The 16,315-nt window shown below is 72.0% G+C and carries 11 protein-coding genes; 8 read left to right on the forward strand and 3 right to left on the reverse strand.

Annotated elements, in window-relative coordinates:
* Positions 1–145: 145 nt before the first annotated feature.
* A complete protein-coding gene (locus ACFUN8_RS25780; RefSeq protein WP_383642050.1) occupies positions 146–1,675 on the reverse strand; it encodes an ATP-dependent DNA ligase in 1,530 nt (509 codons plus the stop codon).
* A gap of 142 nt (positions 1,676–1,817) precedes the next feature.
* Between ACFUN8_RS25780 and ACFUN8_RS25785 the strand changes: the two genes are divergently transcribed.
* From ACFUN8_RS25785 to ACFUN8_RS25810, 6 genes are all read left to right on the forward strand, one after another.
* Complete coding sequence (locus ACFUN8_RS25785) at positions 1,818–2,780, forward strand: oxygenase MpaB family protein (RefSeq protein ID WP_383642052.1); 963 nt, start codon at positions 1,818–1,820, stop codon at positions 2,778–2,780.
* Positions 2,762–5,059, forward strand: coding sequence for a tetratricopeptide repeat protein (locus ACFUN8_RS25790; protein ID WP_383642054.1), 2,298 nt, complete (start codon positions 2,762–2,764; stop codon positions 5,057–5,059). Before ACFUN8_RS25785 ends, ACFUN8_RS25790 begins: the two co-directional genes overlap by 19 nt.
* A gap of 109 nt (positions 5,060–5,168) precedes the next feature.
* Positions 5,169–5,420: a hypothetical protein gene (locus ACFUN8_RS25795; RefSeq protein ID WP_383642057.1), complete on the forward strand. Its 252-nt coding sequence runs from the start codon at positions 5,169–5,171 to the stop codon at positions 5,418–5,420.
* Between the two features lie 180 nt (positions 5,421–5,600).
* Complete coding sequence (locus tag ACFUN8_RS25800; RefSeq protein WP_383642060.1) at positions 5,601–6,542, forward strand: TauD/TfdA dioxygenase family protein; 942 nt, start codon at positions 5,601–5,603, stop codon at positions 6,540–6,542.
* Positions 6,543–6,650: 108 nt separating this feature from the next.
* Entirely contained in the window at positions 6,651–8,228 is a 1,578-nt protein-coding gene (locus tag ACFUN8_RS25805; RefSeq protein WP_383642063.1) for a phytoene desaturase family protein, read from the forward strand.
* Between the two features lie 86 nt (positions 8,229–8,314).
* Positions 8,315–9,769 (forward strand): MFS transporter, encoded by a 1,455-nt coding sequence (locus ACFUN8_RS25810; protein WP_383642066.1) that lies wholly within the window; start codon positions 8,315–8,317, stop codon positions 9,767–9,769.
* 10 nt (positions 9,770–9,779) lie between these two features.
* Here the strand turns inward: ACFUN8_RS25810 and ACFUN8_RS25815 are convergent, their stop codons facing one another.
* A complete protein-coding gene (locus ACFUN8_RS25815) occupies positions 9,780–10,481 on the reverse strand; it encodes a DUF6882 domain-containing protein (protein WP_383642069.1) in 702 nt (233 codons plus the stop codon).
* Between the two features lie 49 nt (positions 10,482–10,530).
* Positions 10,531–12,381, reverse strand: a complete 1,851-nt coding sequence (locus ACFUN8_RS25820) for a serine hydrolase (protein WP_383642072.1) — start codon at positions 12,379–12,381, stop codon at positions 10,531–10,533.
* 133 nt (positions 12,382–12,514) lie between these two features.
* Between ACFUN8_RS25820 and ACFUN8_RS25825 the strand changes: the two genes are divergently transcribed.
* On the forward strand, positions 12,515–13,621 hold the full coding sequence (locus ACFUN8_RS25825; RefSeq protein ID WP_383642075.1) for a calcium:proton antiporter: 1,107 nt from the start codon (positions 12,515–12,517) through the stop codon (positions 13,619–13,621).
* 418 nt (positions 13,622–14,039) lie between these two features.
* Positions 14,040–16,280, forward strand: coding sequence for an MMPL family transporter (locus tag ACFUN8_RS25830; protein WP_383642078.1), 2,241 nt, complete (start codon positions 14,040–14,042; stop codon positions 16,278–16,280).
* Positions 16,281–16,315: the final 35 nt, after the last annotated feature.

Here is a 16,315-nt window from a genome sequence, read left to right on the forward strand (position 1 = left end):
CGAGCGGTCCGTCCTGGCCGCCGGGGGAGGGGGGCGGTGGCACGCCCGCCGCCGCCGTCTCTCCGGCGGACCTGGGGGACCCGGCGGACCCGGCACGGATACGGGCCCGAGGCGCGCAGCCTCTCAGGCTGGCCCGGCCGGCCCCCTACGTACCCAGCACCGTCTCCAGCGTGTCCGCCTCCGATGCCCGTTTGTCCTCGCGGTGGCGCAGGACCCGGGCGAATCGCAGCGTCACCCCCGCCGGGTAGCGGGACGAGCGCTGGAGGCCGTCGTACGCGATCTCCACCACCAGTTCCGGGCGCACCCGCACGGTGAAGCCGTCGTCGGTCACGGCCAGTTCCCGCAGTCGCGTCGTCTGCCACTCCAGCATCGCGTCCGTCAGGCCCTTGAACGTCTTGCCCAGCATCACGAACGAGCCGTCCGGCTGCCGGGCGCCCAGATGGAGGTTCGACAGGCGGCCCGTGCGCCTGCCGTGGCCCCACTCCGCGGCCAGCACCACGAGATCCAGGGTGTGGACCGGTTTGACCTTCACCCAGCCGGCCCCGCGCCGGCCCGCGCTGTACGGGGTGTCGAGCGCCTTGATCACGACACCCTCGTGGCCCCGGTCCAGCGTGGCCCGCCAGAACTCCTCCGCCTCGGCGAGGGTGAGCGGGGAGTCCGGTCCGGACACCACCACCCGCCGCACCCGCATCGGCTCCGGCACCAGCCGGTCCAGTGTCGTACGGCGCTCGGCGTACGGCAGGTCCAGCAGGTCCTCCCCGTCGGCGGCGAGCACGTCGAAGAAGACCGGCGACAGCGGTACGGCGGCTGCCGCCGCACTGACGTCCGTGCGGGAGCCGACCCGGCCCGCGACCTCCTGGAACGGCCGGGGCCTGCCGTCCGGATCCAGGGCGATGACCTCCCCGTCCAGAATGAAACGGTCACCGTCCAGCGCCAGCGCGGCGGCCGTCACCTCGGGCAGCCGGCCGGTGATGTCGTCCAGGGTGCGGGTGTAGACCCGTACGACGTCACCCTCCCGGTGGACCTGCACGCGGATCCCGTCCAGCTTCTCCTCCACGGCGCACGGCGCGAGCTTCTCCACCGCCTCGGCCAGACTGCCCGCCGACTGCGCGAGCATCGGGAGTACGGGGCGCCCCACGGTCAGCCGGAACTCGTCCAGCGCCTCGGGGCCGTCCGCCAGCAACCGTTCGGCGACGCTCTGCAGCGACCCCGCCAGCATCACCGCCCGGCGGACGGCGGCGGGCGGCGCCTCCGTCGCCCGGGCCAGCGCCTCCCCGGCGACGGCGTCCAGCGCGCCCTGGCGCACCTCACCGGAGAGCAGCGCGATCAGGAACCGCTGCTCCTCCTCCGTCGCCGCGCCCAGCAGGGCCTGGACCAGCCGTCTGCGTTCGGTCTGCGAACCGGGTCCCGCGACGGCGGCGAGCGCGGTGACCGCGTCGTCCGCCTCGCGGATGGTCAGCGTCGCCGTGTCCGCCGCCGGTACGGGGTCCTTCAGCGAGTGCCAGCCGACCCCGATCCGCCCCTGGGGCAGCCTGCCCGCCAGCCACGGGATGACGACCGGCACGTCGGCGGGCCCGGCCGCGCGGAACAGCTCGGCCAGCAGGGCGATCTTCCGGGACCGCGCCGACGTCGCGGCGACCTCCCGCGAGACATGGGCGAGCGTGGCCAGCAGCATGCGCCCATCCTGCAACGCCCCGCGCCCGCGCGCCCCTCCACGGCCCGCCTGGTCCCGCCACCGCCCCCTGCCGGACGGCGGACCGTACGCGGCTAACCTGGCAGTCCGGCCGACAGCGGAGAGGTGAGCCACGGTGCGAGACGTGGACAGGGACAGGAGCGGGAACGGCGACCCCGGCCTCTTCGGCCCCGACTCGGTCACCTGGCAGCTGCACGGCGACCCGATGATGTGGATCGCCGGCGTCCGCGCGCTCTACCTCCAGGCCCTGCACCCCCGCGCCGTACGCGGCGTCATACAGAACAGCGACTTCAGACAGGACGCCTGGGGACGGCTGAGGCGCACCGCCGGCTTCGTCGGTGTCATCAGTTACGGCACCACCGAGGCCGCCGAGAAGGCCGGCGCCCGCGTCCGCCGCGTCCACACCCACATCAAGGTCACCGACCCGGCGACGGGCGAGCGCTACGGCGTCGACGAACCGGACCTGTTGCTCTGGGTGCACTGCGCCGAAGTCGACTCCTACCTGCACGTCCTGCGCCGCTCCGGACTGCCCGTCAGCGACGCCCAGGCCGACCTCTACATCGACGAACACCGCGAGGGCGCCCGCCTCGTGGGCCTCGACCCGGCGCGGGTGCCCGCCGACCGGGCCGAACTCGCCGCGTACTTCGCCCGGGTACGACCCGAGCTGGCCGGCGGCCCCGAGTCACGCGAGGTGGACGACTTCCTGCGCCGTCCCCCCGTACACCCGCTGCTCGTCCCCGCCCGCGCGCTCCTGTGGCGCCGCGTCTCCGCCCTCGCGTACGACTCACTGCCGGGCTACGCCCACGAGTTGTACGGCAGGGACGCCCCCGCCCCACAGCAGGTCACCCGCCGACTCGTCGTCACCGGGCGAATCCTGCGCGCCGTCCCCGGGTGGCTGCGCCGCCGCATCCCACCGGGCCACATCAGAGGCGCGATGGCCAGACTCGGGCGTGACACCCGACCCCGTCCACGCGAACTCAGGAGACAGGCTGCCAAACTCCGCAGACAGGCGGCCATACTGGACGGGCCGGGGAGGGCGCAGCGAGGCGACGGGGGCGACAGCGGGCAATGGCGGAAACGAGTCTGATCCAGGGCCGGTACCGGCTGCTCGATCTGATCGGGCGCGGCGGCATGGGCGAGGTGTGGCGGGCCCAGGACGAATCGCTCGGCCGGCACGTCGCCGTGAAGTGCCTCAAGCCGCTCGGTCCGCAGCAGGATCAGTCGTTCACCCGGGTGCTGCGCGAGCGGTTCCGCCGCGAGGCACGGGTCGCGGCCGCCCTTCAGCACCGGGGCGTCACCGTCGTCCACGACTTCGGCGAGCACGACGGTGTGCTGTATCTCGTGATGGAGCTGCTCGAAGGCCGTAATCTCAGTCAGCTCCTGGAGGACAGCAGACAGGGCCCGCTCCCGGTGCCGGACATCGTCGACATCGCCGAGCAGGTCGCGGACGCGCTCGCGTACACGCACGAACAGGGCATCGTGCACCGGGACTTGAAGCCCGCGAACATCATGCGGCTGACCGACGGCGCGGTGAAGATCTGCGACTTCGGCATCGCGAGGCTCGGCCACGACATCGGGTTCACCTCCAAGCTCACCGGCACGGGCATCGCGATGGGCACCCCGCACTACATGTCGCCCGAGCAGATCGGCGGCGGCCACATAGACCACCGCAGCGATCTGTACTCGCTGGGCTGCGTCCTGTACGAGATCGCCACCGGCGTCCCGCCCTTCGACCTGGACGACGCGTGGGCCGTCCTGGTCGGACACCGGGACACCGTGCCGCAGCCGCTGCGGAGCCACCGGTCCGAAGTCCCGGAGTTCCTGGACCGGATCGTCCTCGACCTGCTGGCCAAGACGCCCGACGGGCGTCCGGCGGACGCGACCGCGCTGCGGCACCGGATCATCGCGGCCCGCTCCATGTCGGGCCGGGAGAGCCGGGAGGGCCACCCCGCGACCCTGCCGCCGATGTTCGCGCACCCGCCGTCCACCGCCGGCTCCACGTCCCACGGGCATGCCGCCGGTGGCCCGGACGCGCAGGGCTCCCGGCTGCCCTCCTGGACGTACGGCATGACCGTCGGCCACAAGGCGACCGGCTCCGTCGGCCCGCGGATCACGCCGCCCGACCACACGGCGGGGCTCACCGGCGAATGGACCACGCCGTCCGGACCGACGGGCGCCATGACCGGCGGGTACGCGCGCCCCGAGCGCCCGACGCCCTCGCCGGAACAGATCGCCGTGCTCAACAGCCGACACAGCGCGGGCCTCAGCCTGGGCCGACTCGGCCGCTGGGACGAGGCGGGCGAGGTGCACCGCTCGGTCGCGGCCGAACGGGAACACGCGCTGGGGCCCGACCACCCCGACACCCTCGGCAGCCGCTACGAGGTCGGCTTCACGCTCAGCAGGACCGGCCGCACGGCCGACGCGCTGCGGGAGTTCGTCCGCGTCACGGAAGGCCGCGAACGGGCGCTGGGCCCCGACCACCCGGAGACCCTGGCCGCGCGCCAGGAGACCGCGTACGTCCTCGGACAGCTCGGCAGGCACTTCGAGGCGCACGAGGTGTACGCGGCGGTCCTCGCGTCCCGTGAACGCACCATGGGCGCCGACCACCCCGACACGCTGCGCTGCCGTCACAACCTCGCCTTCAACCTCAGCCGGCTCGGCCGGATCGAGGACTCGTACCGGATGGCGCTGGAGGTGGCGACGGCGCGCACCAGGGTGCTGGGCGCCACCCACCCCGACACGCTCGTCACGCGGTACGAGGTCGCCTACGCGCTCGGCATGCTCGGCCGCTGGACGGAAGCGCTCCAGACGTACCGCGAGGTGTCCGTCGGCCGCGCCCACGCGCTCGGTGGCGACCACCCCGACAGCCTCGCGGCGCGTTACGAGGTCGGCATAAGCCTCGGCCGGCTCGGCCGCAGCGCCGAGGCCCTGGAGCTGTACCGCGGCCTCGTCGAGGACCGCACCCGCGTCCACGGCCCCACCGACCCCGAGACGCTGCGCGCCCGCCACGGGCTGGGGGTGAACCTCGGCCGGCTCGCCCGCTGGGAGGAAGCCCTCGTCGAGTCCCGCGACGTGTGCGCGATCCGCGAACGGGTCCTGGGCCCCGACCACCCCGACACCCTCGTCAGCCGCCGCGAGGTCGCCGTCGGCCTGGGCTGGCTGGGCCGCTGGTCCGACGCCCTGGCGGTCTACCGCAGGGTGGCGGAGTCCCGCGAACGGGTCCTTGGCCCCGACCACCCCGACGCACTGGCCAGCCGCAACGACGAGGCGCACTGCCTCGAACAACTCGGCCGGGGCGGCGAGGCGGTGGAGCTGTACCGCCGGGTGGCGGCGCTGCGCCAGCAGCGGGAGGCGGGGCGGTACTAGGAGCCGTCCTGTCGGTCAGGACGGATCCGGGGCAGGCTTCGCACGACTGCCATACGCGTGTAACCCCAGGCCGTTGACCCCGCACCGCCCGCTTGCGACGATCGCGTGCATGGCCGAACGTGTCCGGCCGCCCCTGCTCGTCGCTCCGAGTGAGCCAACCGGCCCCCTCGCGGAGACAGGCGTCGGCGGCCCCGGTGATGTGCTCCCCGGATCCGTGTCTCGTGACGGGTCCGCGGACCTGACAGTGACGGTGACGGTGCGGGCAGCGGCGCGCGACGCCGCCGGGCGGGAGCGCGTCAACGCCTTCCGCGCCCACCACTTCACCGCCCTCGGCTGTCGGCCGGCCGACAGCACGCGCTGAACGTCGGCGTCCCCGTAGCGGGCTGAACGTCCGCGTCTCCCGCACGGGCTCGACGTCCGCGTCTCCCGCACGCGTCGCACTCCGTGCCCCGCGCCTCGCGCGGTCTCCCTCTCTTCGCGCCTCCTCACCGTCTTCACTGTCTTCACCGGCATCCGGCCCGCCCGGACAAGGAGTCCTGCCATGACCGCACCCGCGCCCGTCATCTCCGTACAGAGGATCGGCGGCCACATCGGCGCCCGGATCGAGGGCGTCGACCTCGCCGCCGATCTCGACGACGCCGTGATCGCCGAGATCCGTGCCGCCCTCCTCGCCCACAAGGTTGTCTTCTTCCGCGACCAGCGCCTCGACGCCGTCTCCCAGGAGACCTTCGCGCGCCGCTTCGGCACCCCGACGACGGCCCACCCGACCATCCCGTCCCTGGAGGACACCCCCGCCGTCCTCGACCTCGACTACAGCCGCACGGCGGGCCGTGCCAACCACTGGCACACGGACGTCACCTTCGTCCAGCACCCGCCGCTCGGCTCCGTCCTGCGTGCGGTCACCATCCCTCCTTACGGAGGGGACACCGTCTGGGCCAACACCGTCCACGCGTACGAGACCCTGCCCGACGAACTGCGCCTGCTGGCCGACCGGTTGTGGGCCGTGCACTCCAACGCGTACGACTACGCCACCTACCGGCCGGGCGACGACTCCGACGCCGCACGCGCGCAGCGCGAGGTCTTCACCTCCACCGAGTACGTCACCGAGCACCCGGTCGTCCGCGTCCACCCGGAGACGGGGGAGCGCTCGCTGACCCTCGGCGGCTTCGTACGCCGCTTCGTCGGCTGGAACGCCGAGGACTCCCGCGATCTGCTCGGCATCCTCCAGCGCCATGTCACCCGCCTGGAGAATTCGGTCCGGTGGAACTGGCGGGACGGCGACGTGGTGTTCTGGGACAACCGCGCCACGCAGCACTACGCGGTCGCCGACTACGGCGACCTGCCGCGCCGCGTCCAGCGGATCACCCTCGTGGGCGACGCCCCGACGTCCGTGTCCGGCGAGACCAGCCGCGCGGTGACCGGTGACGACACGGAGTACAACACGGCGCTCGCACGCACCGGTGACGGGCCGTCGGCGCCCTGACCACGTCCTGATCGTGCCCTGACCGTGTCCTCAAGGACGCGCACCCACCGGCGGGGCGTCACCGAGGGGCGGGGTCCCGTCCGGGCGGCAAACGTGTTACCAAGAGCCATGCCCGCACTCGCCTCTCCCGCCCACGCCTCCTACGACGCCGTGATCGTCGGCGGCGGCCACAACGGACTGGTCGCCGCCGCCTATCTCGCCAGGGCCGGGCGCAGCGTCCTCGTCCTGGAACGCCTCGGACACACCGGCGGAGCCGCCGTCTCCACCCGCCCCTTCGCCGGTGTCGACGCGCGGCTCTCACGCTACTCGTACCTGGTGTCGCTGCTGCCGCGGAAGATCGTGGACGACCTGGGGCTGCGGTTCGCCGTACGGAAGCGGACCGTCTCCTCGTACACACCGGCCGAGCGCGGCGGCAGGGCGACCGGACTGCTCGTGGGCGGCGGCGCCGACCGTACGAGGGAGTCGTTCACCGCCCTGACCGGAGGCGACGCCGAGTACGCGGCCTGGCAGTCGTTCTACGCCGCCACCCTCCGGGTCGCCGAGCGCGTCTTCCCGACCCTCACCGAACCGCTGCCCGCGCGCGCGGAGCTGCGCGCCCGGATCGACGACGAGGCCGCCTGGCGCATGCTCTTCGAGGAACCGATCGGTGTCGCGATCGAGGAGCGGTTCGCCGACGACCTCGTACGCGGCGTCGTCCTCACCGACGCGCTGATCGGCACCTTCGCCGACGCCCACGACCCCTCCCTCCTGCAGAACCGCTGCTTCCTCTACCACGTGGTGGGCGGCGGCACCGGCGACTGGGACGTGCCGGTCGGCGGCATGGGCGCGCTCACCGACGCCCTCGCCGACGCGGCACGCGCGGCGGGCGCCGAGATCGTCACCGGCCACGAGGCCACCCGCGTCGAGACGGACGGCAGCCGCGCCGAGGTCACCTTCCGTACGGAGGCGGGCGACACCGGGAGCGTCGCCGCGCGCCACGTCCTCGTCAACGCCTCCCCGCGGGCACTCGCCGCCCTGCTCGACGAGGCGCCGCCCGCCCCCGCCGCCGAGGGCGCCCAGCTGAAGGTCAACATGCTGCTGCGCAGGCTGCCGCGGCTGCGCGACCGGAGCGTCGACCCGCGCGACGCGTTCGCCGGGACGTTCCACATCGCCGAGGGATACGGGCAGTTGGCGACGGCGTACGAGGAGGCGGCCGGTGGCCGGCTGCCGTCGGCGCCGCCCTCCGAGATCTACTGCCACTCGCTGACCGACCCGTCGATCCTGGCCCCGGAGCTGGCGGCGCGGGGCTACCAGACCCTCACCCTCTTCGGACTGCACACGCCCGCGCGGCTGTTCGCCGAGGACAACGACGCCGTACGCGACGAACTGCTCAAGGCGACCCTGGACCAGCTCGACGCGCACCTGGCCGAGCCGATCGCCGACTGTCTGGCCGTGGACGCCGAGGGGCGGCCCTGTATCGAGGCGAAGACACCCCTCGACCTCGAACGTGAACTGCGGCTGCCCGGCGGCCATATCTTCCACCGCGATCTCGCCTTCCCCTACGCCACCGCCGACACGGGCCGGTGGGGCGTGGAGACGGCGCACGCGAACGTGCTGCTGTGCGGCGCGGGCGCCGTGCGCGGCGGCGGAGTCAGCGGCGTACCCGGTCACAACGCGGCGATGGCGGTGCTTGAGCCGTCCGGCTGATGTCCTGTATGTCTTCTTTGGGCTCCGGGTGCACGGAGTCGGCGTCAGCGGCGCCGAGGGTGTCGCCGCCAGCGAGGAGGCAGAGCATGAGTCCGAGCGGAGCCCCGGTCATCGGGACCGTCACCACGAAAGTCCCGGCGAGACTCGACCGGCTGCCGTGGTCACGGTGGCACTGGATGATCGTGATCGGCCTGGGCACCGTATGGATCCTCGACGGGCTCGAAGTGACCGTCGTCGGCAACATCGCGAGCCGTCTCTCCGAGGACGGCAGCGGTCTGGCGATCACCGACGCGCAGGTCACCGGTCTGGCCGCGGCCCTCTATGTCGCGGGCGCCTGCTCGGGAGCGCTCTTCTTCGGCTGGCTCACCGACCGGTTCGGCCGTAAGAAACTCTTCCTCATCACCCTCGCGGTCTATCTGATCGCGACCGCGCTGACCGCCCTGTCCTACACGGCGTGGTGGTTCTTCATCTTCCGCTTCCTCACCGGATTCGGCATCGGCGGCGAGTACGCGGCGATCAACTCGGCCATCGACGAGCTGATCCCCAGCAAGTACCGGGGCCGCGTCGACCTCATCATCAACGGCAGCTTCTGGCTCGGCGCCATGGCCGGCGCCCTGCTCTCCGTCCTCGCGCTCAACACGAGCATCTTCCCCAAGGACGTCGGCTGGCGGCTGACCTTCGCGCTGGGTGTCGTCCTCGGGCTCATCATCCTGGTGGTCCGCCGGCATGTCCCCGAGAGCCCCCGGTGGATGTTCATCCACGGACACGACGCCGGCGCGGAGAAGATCGTCGCCGGGGCGGAGCGCGAGATCGAGCGGGAGACCGGGAAGAAACTGCCGGAACCCGGCGAGTCCATCACCATCGAGCAGCGCAGGAGCATCGGATTCGTCGAGATCGCGAAGACGCTCTTCCGCGTCTACCCCAAACGCTCGGTGCTCGGCTTCTCCCTCTTCATCGGGCAGGCGTTCCTCTACAACGCGATCACGTTCGGGTTCGGCACCATCCTGGTGAACTTCTTCGACGTGTCCAGCGGCTCGACCGGTTACTACTTCGCCGCCATCGCCTTCGGCAACTTCCTCGGACCCCTGCTGCTCGGCCGGCTGTTCGACACGGTCGGCCGCAGGCCGATGATCGCGGGAACGTACATCCTGTCGGGGCTGCTGCTCTATCTCACCGCCTGGTTCTTCAACGAGGGCTGGCTCAACGCGACGACCATGACCGTGTGCTGGGCCGTGGTGCTCTTCTTCGCGTCCGCCGGGGCCAGCTCCGCCTATCTGACCGTCAGCGAGATCTTCCCCATGGAGACACGCGCCCTGGCGATCGCGTTCTTCTACGCCATCGGAACGGCGGCGGGCGGCATCTCCGGACCGCTGCTGTTCGCGAGCCTCACCGACAGCGGGGTCGTCGGCGACGCCGTCATCGCGTTCTGCGTCGGCGCGTCACTGATGGTCGCGGCGGGTGTCGTGGCCGTGTTCTTCGCCGTCGCCGCCGAGGGCAGGTCGCTGGAGGACATCGCCACCCCGCTGTCGGTACGCAAGTGAGCGACGGGACCTAACGCGAGACGTTCTTCATCTCGACGGAGGCGATCCGGCCCGCTCCGTCGAACAGGACGTCGACCGCGGAGCCGCCCGGCAGGTCGGCGCCGATCCGGTCCGCCTCCTGGCGCTGCGTCAGCCCGTGGTGGCCGAAGTACCCGGTCACCACGGCGCGGGCCGAACTTCCCGCGAGCAGCCCCGCACCCGTCAGCAGCACACGCGGCAAGGTGATCCCGTCCGGCACGGCACGCGGCACCTGCGGATCGTCCGGCACCATGTACAGACGGCCCTCGGCCGACGCCTGGACACCGAGATAACCGGCGGCGCCGAGCGCGCCCATCGCCCCGAACGCGAGCGTCTCCACCGCGAACCGGGGGTCGTCGAACGCCGACAGGTCGACGAGGTCGTCCCTGAACTCCGGGATGCCGTGCGCCTCACCCAGCCGCCGGATCTCGTCGGCCGCGCCGACGACGGGGGTGCCGCCGAAACCGGGGTTCGCCCAACCCCACAGCCACGAGCCCTCGGTCGTGTCGAAACTCCCCAGCACCGAGATACGCAGATCGCGGTCCGCCTGGCGGTAGAGGTGCTGGTCGAGGTTGGCCGTCCAGGGTCCGGTCGGCATGAACTCGTTGAAGACCTCAAGCTGTTGGGCGCCCCAGGCGGCGTGCCGCTCGGTCATCCGGAGGAACGGGTCGCTGAAGGTGGTGGTCACGGTCATCCGAAGACCCTAGTGGGTGTCTCGCCGAGCTTGCCGGGCCCCCTGCGGCTCAGTCCGCCGACACGCTCCAGCCGTCCAACTCGACCCGGGCCGCGTCCCCCTGCCGCGAGTCGTCGAACACCGTACGGCCGCCGTCCTCGACCCGCAGCGCGTCCACATAGGCGCCACGGCCGACGTACGGGGCGCCCGTCACGTACCGCCAGCGCAGCCGCACCTGTCGCCCGCGCCGGTCGGCGAGATCGGCCTCCAGCCGGTGCCAGACGCGCCCCGACCAGCCCGAGACCGAGCCCGTCGGACGCGGTGTGCCCACGTCCTGGCCGGAGGGCGTCGTCGTGAACGGCACCGGCACCCAGTCGGCATCGACCTCGTCGGACGCCTCCAGGACCAGGACCCCGGTCGCGGGCTCCGTGTCCCACCACAGCGAGCACCGCAGCCGCCCCTCCCCGGTGGCCAGACGCAGCGCGGGCAGCGTGAGCGTCGCCGTGGCGCCGGTGGCCATGCCCGAGAACCACGCGGTCCGCCCTCGCCCGGGTGATACGGGCACGGCGCGCGCCAGTTGGTCGGCGGCGGCGACCCGCGGTGCGCTGCCCGACCGCCAACCACGCACCGGATGAACGGAGTTGCCGAGCACGACGAGGAACGAGTCGGTCGTCGGATCGAGGACGAGACTGGTCCCGGTGAAGCCGGTGTGCCCGGCCGTACGCGGCGTGGCCATGGCGCCCATGTACCAGTGCTGGTTCAGCTCGAAGCCCAGACCGTGCTCGTCACCGGGGAAGTCCGTGTTGAAGTCGGTGAACATCAGCTCCACCGACGCCGGGCGCAGGATCCTCGCCCGGCCGTACGCCCCGCCGTTGAGGAGCGTACGGCCCAGGACCGCCAGGTCCCACGCGCACGAGAAGACCCCGGCGTGACCGGCGACGCCGTCGAAGCCGTACGCGTTCTCGTCGTGCACCTCGCCCCATACGAGACCTCGGTCGAGCCCCGACCACGGCTGCCGCGAATCCTCCGTGGCCGCGATCTTCGGCCGCCAGGACGCGGGCGGGTTGAAGCGGGTGCGGTGCATGCCGAGGGGCGCGGTGATCTCCTCGCGCAGCAGTACGTCCAGCGCGCGGCCGGTGATCTTCTCCAGGACGAGCTGAAGGGAGATCAGATTGAGGTCCGAGTACCGGTAGACGGTGCCCGGCGGGCTCGTGGGCGCCTCGTCCATCAGCATCCGGAGCTTCCCCTCCCGCGTCGGCTCCCGGTAGAGCGGGATCCAGGCGGCGAAGCCTGAGGTGTGCGTGAGCAACTGGCGGACCGTGACGTCCTGCTTGCCCGCGCCGCCGAAGTCGGGAAGGTACGAGGCGACGCGCTCCTCCAGGACCAGCGCCCCGCGCTCGATCTGCTGCACGGCGAGGACGGATGTGAAGAGTTTGGAGACGGACGCCAGGTCGAAGACGGTGTCCTCGGCCATCGCGATCTGCCGGTCGGCCGGGAACTCGACGCCGGTGTCGGTCGCCTCGTCGTACGCCGAGTAGCGCACGGCCTTGCCGATGGGCCGGTGCAGCGCCACCGTGTCACCGCGCCCGGCGAGCAGGACGGCGCCCGCGTACCAGGGGTGCGTCGGTGACGGCGCCAGGAACCGCTCGGCGTCGGCGACCAGCCGCTCCAGCGGGCCCGGCAGCAGCCCGGCCCGAGCGGGGGAGCCGCGCCGCAGCGTCGGCGACGGCCGTCCGGAACCCGGGCCGGACGGGCCGGTCGACCCCGAACCGGAGGGGCCGTACGATCCCGCGCCCGCCCCTATGGCGGTGGCCGCGTCGGCGAACGGGACCGGCGCCAGCGCCAGCGCACCGCCCAGCGCCAGCACGCCCCCGCCCAGCCTCCGCCGGCTGATCCCGCCGCCCGCCGCGTCCCCGCTCATCCGGCACACCCCTCTGACGCTCCGTCCGAAACCGCCCGCCGCCCGAGGTTACTGGCACGGGCCCCGCTTCGTACGGCCCACGACCGTGCGGCTCACCGCGCGGGCACCGGGCACCTCTGGCAGCGTGAGGCGTATGACGACGCGTACCGGGATCCGTTCGCTGTGGTCCCGCTGGACCGTGGTCGTACCGCTGCTCGCCCTGGTGGCGCTGGTGCTCAGCTGGGGCCGCGACCTGCCGGGCTACGCGGTCGCCCTGGTGGCGCTGCTCCTCGCCGGCGCCGTACTCGCCGCCGTGCACCACGCCGAGGTCGTCGCGCACCGGGTCGGCGAGCCGTTCGGCTCACTCGTCCTCGCCGTGGCCGTCACCGTCATCGAAGTCGCGCTCATCGTCACCCTGATGGTCGACGGCGGAGCCAAGAGCTCCACCCTCGCCAGGGACACCGTCTTCGCCGCCGTCATGATCACCTGCAACGGCATCATCGGCATCTCCCTGATCGTCGGTGCCCTCCGCAGCCGGGTCACCGTCTTCAACGCCGAGGGCTCCGGCGGCGCGCTGGCCACGGTCGCGACGCTCGCCACGCTCAGCCTGGTCTTTCCGACCTTCACCACGAGCAAACCGGGAGCCGAGTTCTCCACCGACCAGCTCACGTTCGCCGCGATCGCCTCCCTCGGCCTCTACGGCCTGTTCGTCGCCATGCAGACGGTCCGCCACCGCGAATACTTCCTGCCCCTCACCCAGGAAGGTGAGATCAAGAAGGTGGACGACCACGCACCGCTGCCCACCCGGCGCGCGACGACGATGAGCGCGGTGATGCTCGTCGTGGCGCTGGTCGCCGTCGTCGGCGACGCGAAGGCGGTCTCGCCCACCATCGAGTCGGGCGTGGAGTCGGCCGGGATGCCGCACGCCGTGGTGGGTGTGATCATCGCCCTGCTCGTCCTGGCGCCCGAGACCCTGGCCGCCGTCCGGGCGGCGCGCCGCGAGCGGATGCAGACCAGCCTCAACCTCGCGCTCGGCTCGGCCATGGCCAGCATCGGCCTGACGATCCCGGCCATCGCGCTCGCCACCATCTGGCTGGACGGGCCACTCGTCCTCGGCCTGAGCGCCACCCATATGGTGCTGCTCGCCCTCACCGTCGTCGTGGGCGCGCTGACCGTCGTGCCGGGGCGGGCGACCCTGCTCCAGGGCGGCGTCCACATGGCGATCTTCGCGGCGTTCGTGTTCCTCGCCGTCAGCCCGTAGCCCGTCGGCCCGTAGACCGCCTGCCTGCCCGTAGCCCGTCGGCCCGCGGAAAGCCGGCCCGTCGACCCCTGGGCCCGTCAGTTCGTACACCGGAACGCCCCGTTCACAGGCGCGCGCTCGCGATCACCGGCCGACTACCTCCCAGGTCAGGACAGTTGCCGGGGCCGCCGGTCGCGTACCCCTATCCCACGGCGGCAGTTGGGGCCGAATAGGGGTGTACCCAGCAACACCCCAGACCTGGGTCATACGCCCAGTGTGCAGCCGTCCGACGGTGCGTAACTTCTTAACTCGTGGCACAGAGAGTGTCCGACCGGAAGGCCCGTCCGACTGAGGGCCGATCTCACCCCACGGCACGGCGCGGGAACACGCCGAGCCCGTTCCCCATGTCCTGATCCCCCCCAGACCGGGAGTACTTCTCGTGGCCACGTTTCTTTACAAACTCGGACGGTTGGCGTTCCGGCGCCGGATCTACGTCGTGCTCATGTGGGTGGCGGTGCTCGCCCTCTCCGGCGTCGGCGCCGCGTCCGCTCCCACCGCGGCCTCCAGCTTCGCCATTCCGGGGACGGAGGCGCAGAAGGCCTTCGACCTGATCGACGAGCGCTTCCCCGGAAGCAGCGTCGACGGTGCGGTCGCCCGGGTCGTCTTCAAGGCGCCGGACGGCGAGAAGATGACCGCGCCCGAGAACAAGGCCGCGGTCGAGAAGGTCGTCAAGGACCTGCCGGCCGGTTCCGACCAGATCGGCCAGGTCACCGACCCGTACACGGCCAACGCCGTCTCCCAGGACGGTTCGACGGCCTACGTCGCGGTGTCGTACAAGGTCACCACGCTGGAGCTGACCGACGACACCCGCACCTCGCTGGAGGACATCGGCGCCGACGCGCGGAAGTCCGGCCTGACGGTCGAGATCGGTGGCGACGCGCTCCAGTCCATCCCGGCCGCCGGAGCCACCGAGTCCATCGGCGTCGCCGTGGCTGCGGTCGTGCTCGTCATCACCTTCGGTTCGCTGATCGCCGCGGGACTGCCGCTGATCACCGCCCTCGTCGGCGTCGGGATCAGCGTCTCGGTCATCACCGCGCTGGCCGGCGTGATGGACTTCGACTCCACCACCAGCGTTCTCGCGATGATGATCGGCCTCGCCGTCGGTATCGACTACGCGCTGTTCATCGTCTCCCGCTACCGGGCGGAGCTGGCCGAGGGGCATGAACCCGAGGACGCCGCCGGACGCGCGGCCGGGACCGCCGGATCCGCCGTGTTCTTCGCGGGACTCACCGTCGTCATCGCTCTGGTCGGCCTCGCCGTCGTCAACATCCCGATGCTCACCAAGATGGGCCTCGCGGCGGCCGGTACGGTCGTCATCGCCGTCCTCGTCGCGCTGACCCTCGTCCCGGCCGTGCTGGGATTCGCCGGCAAGCGTGTGCTGGGCAGGAAGGCGCGCAAGCGCCAGGAGCGCGAGCAGGCCGCGTCCACCCACGGCAAGCCCAACATGGGTACTCGCTGGGCCAACTTCGTCCTGCGCCGCCCCGCCGCCGTGGTCCTCGTGGGCGTCGTCGGTCTCGGCGTCGCCGCCGTCCCGGCCGCCTCGCTGGAGATGGGTCTGCCCGACAACGGCTCGCTGGCGACCAGCACCACGCAGCGCAAGGCGTACGACACGCTCTCCGACGCCTTCGGGCCCGGCTTCAACGGCCCGCTGGTGGTCGTCGTGGACGTCAAGGGCGACGACAACGCCAAGCAGGCGGTCACCCAGGTCGGCGACGCGGTGAAGAACGTGAAGGACGTCGTCGCCGTCACCCCCGCCACGTTCAACGAGGCCGGCGACACGGCCATGATCACGGCCGTTCCGAAGGACCGTCCCTCGTCCGTGGAGACGGAGGATCTGGTCCACGCCGTCCGCGAAGCGGGCGGGGCGGCCGCCTCGGAGAACGGGGTGAAGGTCCTGGTCACCGGTGCCACCGCGCTGAACACCGACTTCTCCGAGAAGATGAACGACGCGCTGCTGCCCTACCTGGCGGTTGTCGTGGGCCTGGCGTTCCTGCTGCTCATGCTGATCTTCCGGTCGATCCTGGTCCCGCTCAAGGCGGCCCTCGGCTTCCTGCTCTCGGTCCTCGCCGCGCTCGGCGCCGTCGTCGCGGTCTTCCAGTGGGGCTGGCTCGCGGACTTCTTCGGTATCGAGCAGACCGGTCCGGTCATGTCGATGGTGCCGATCTTCATGGTGGGTACGGTCTTCGGCCTCGCCATGGACTACGAGGTCTTCCTGGTCACCCGGATGCGTGAGGCGTACGTCCACGGGGAGCAGCCGAAGCAGGCGATCACGACCGGCTTCCGGCACGGGGCGCGGGTCGTCACCGCCGCCGCGATCATCATGATGGCGGTCTTCGCGGGCTTCGCCGGCTCCGCCGAGTCCATGATCAAGCTGATCGGCTTCTCGCTGGCGGTCGCGGTCTTCTTCGACGCCTTCGTGGTCCGCATGGCCATCGTCCCGGCGGTGCTCGCGCTGCTCGGTGACAAGGCGTGGTGGCTGCCGCGCTGGCTGGACCGGCTGCTGCCGAACGTGGACGTGGAGGGCGAGCAACTGCGGAAGAAGCTGGAGCGCGAGTCGCCCCGTTCGGGTACGGGACCGGACTCCGACTCGGACTGGAACAGGGGGATGGCGCGGGTCTGACGTGCTGTCGCCGGGATCGCCGGACGGGCTTTCAC

The organism is Streptomyces sp. NPDC057307 (genome assembly GCF_042667665.1).
Classification (GTDB): Bacteria; Actinomycetota; Actinomycetes; order Streptomycetales; family Streptomycetaceae; genus Streptomyces.

Coding starts and splice junctions, on each gene's coding strand:
- ACFUN8_RS25780 (WP_383642050.1), bottom strand. CDS start 1,675: ATGCTGCTGGCCACGCTCGCCCATGTCTCGCGGGAGGTCGCCGCGACG.
- ACFUN8_RS25790 (WP_383642054.1), top strand. CDS start 2,762: ATGGCGGAAACGAGTCTGATCCAGGGCCGGTACCGGCTGCTCGATCTG.
- ACFUN8_RS25795 (WP_383642057.1), top strand. CDS start 5,169: ATGGCCGAACGTGTCCGGCCGCCCCTGCTCGTCGCTCCGAGTGAGCCA.
- ACFUN8_RS25800 (WP_383642060.1), top strand. CDS start 5,601: ATGACCGCACCCGCGCCCGTCATCTCCGTACAGAGGATCGGCGGCCAC.
- ACFUN8_RS25805 (WP_383642063.1), top strand. CDS start 6,651: ATGCCCGCACTCGCCTCTCCCGCCCACGCCTCCTACGACGCCGTGATC.
- ACFUN8_RS25810 (WP_383642066.1), top strand. CDS start 8,315: ATGAGTCCGAGCGGAGCCCCGGTCATCGGGACCGTCACCACGAAAGTC.
- ACFUN8_RS25815 (WP_383642069.1), bottom strand. CDS start 10,481: ATGACCGTGACCACCACCTTCAGCGACCCGTTCCTCCGGATGACCGAG.
- ACFUN8_RS25820 (WP_383642072.1), bottom strand. CDS start 12,381: ATGAGCGGGGACGCGGCGGGCGGCGGGATCAGCCGGCGGAGGCTGGGC.
- ACFUN8_RS25825 (WP_383642075.1), top strand. CDS start 12,515: ATGACGACGCGTACCGGGATCCGTTCGCTGTGGTCCCGCTGGACCGTG.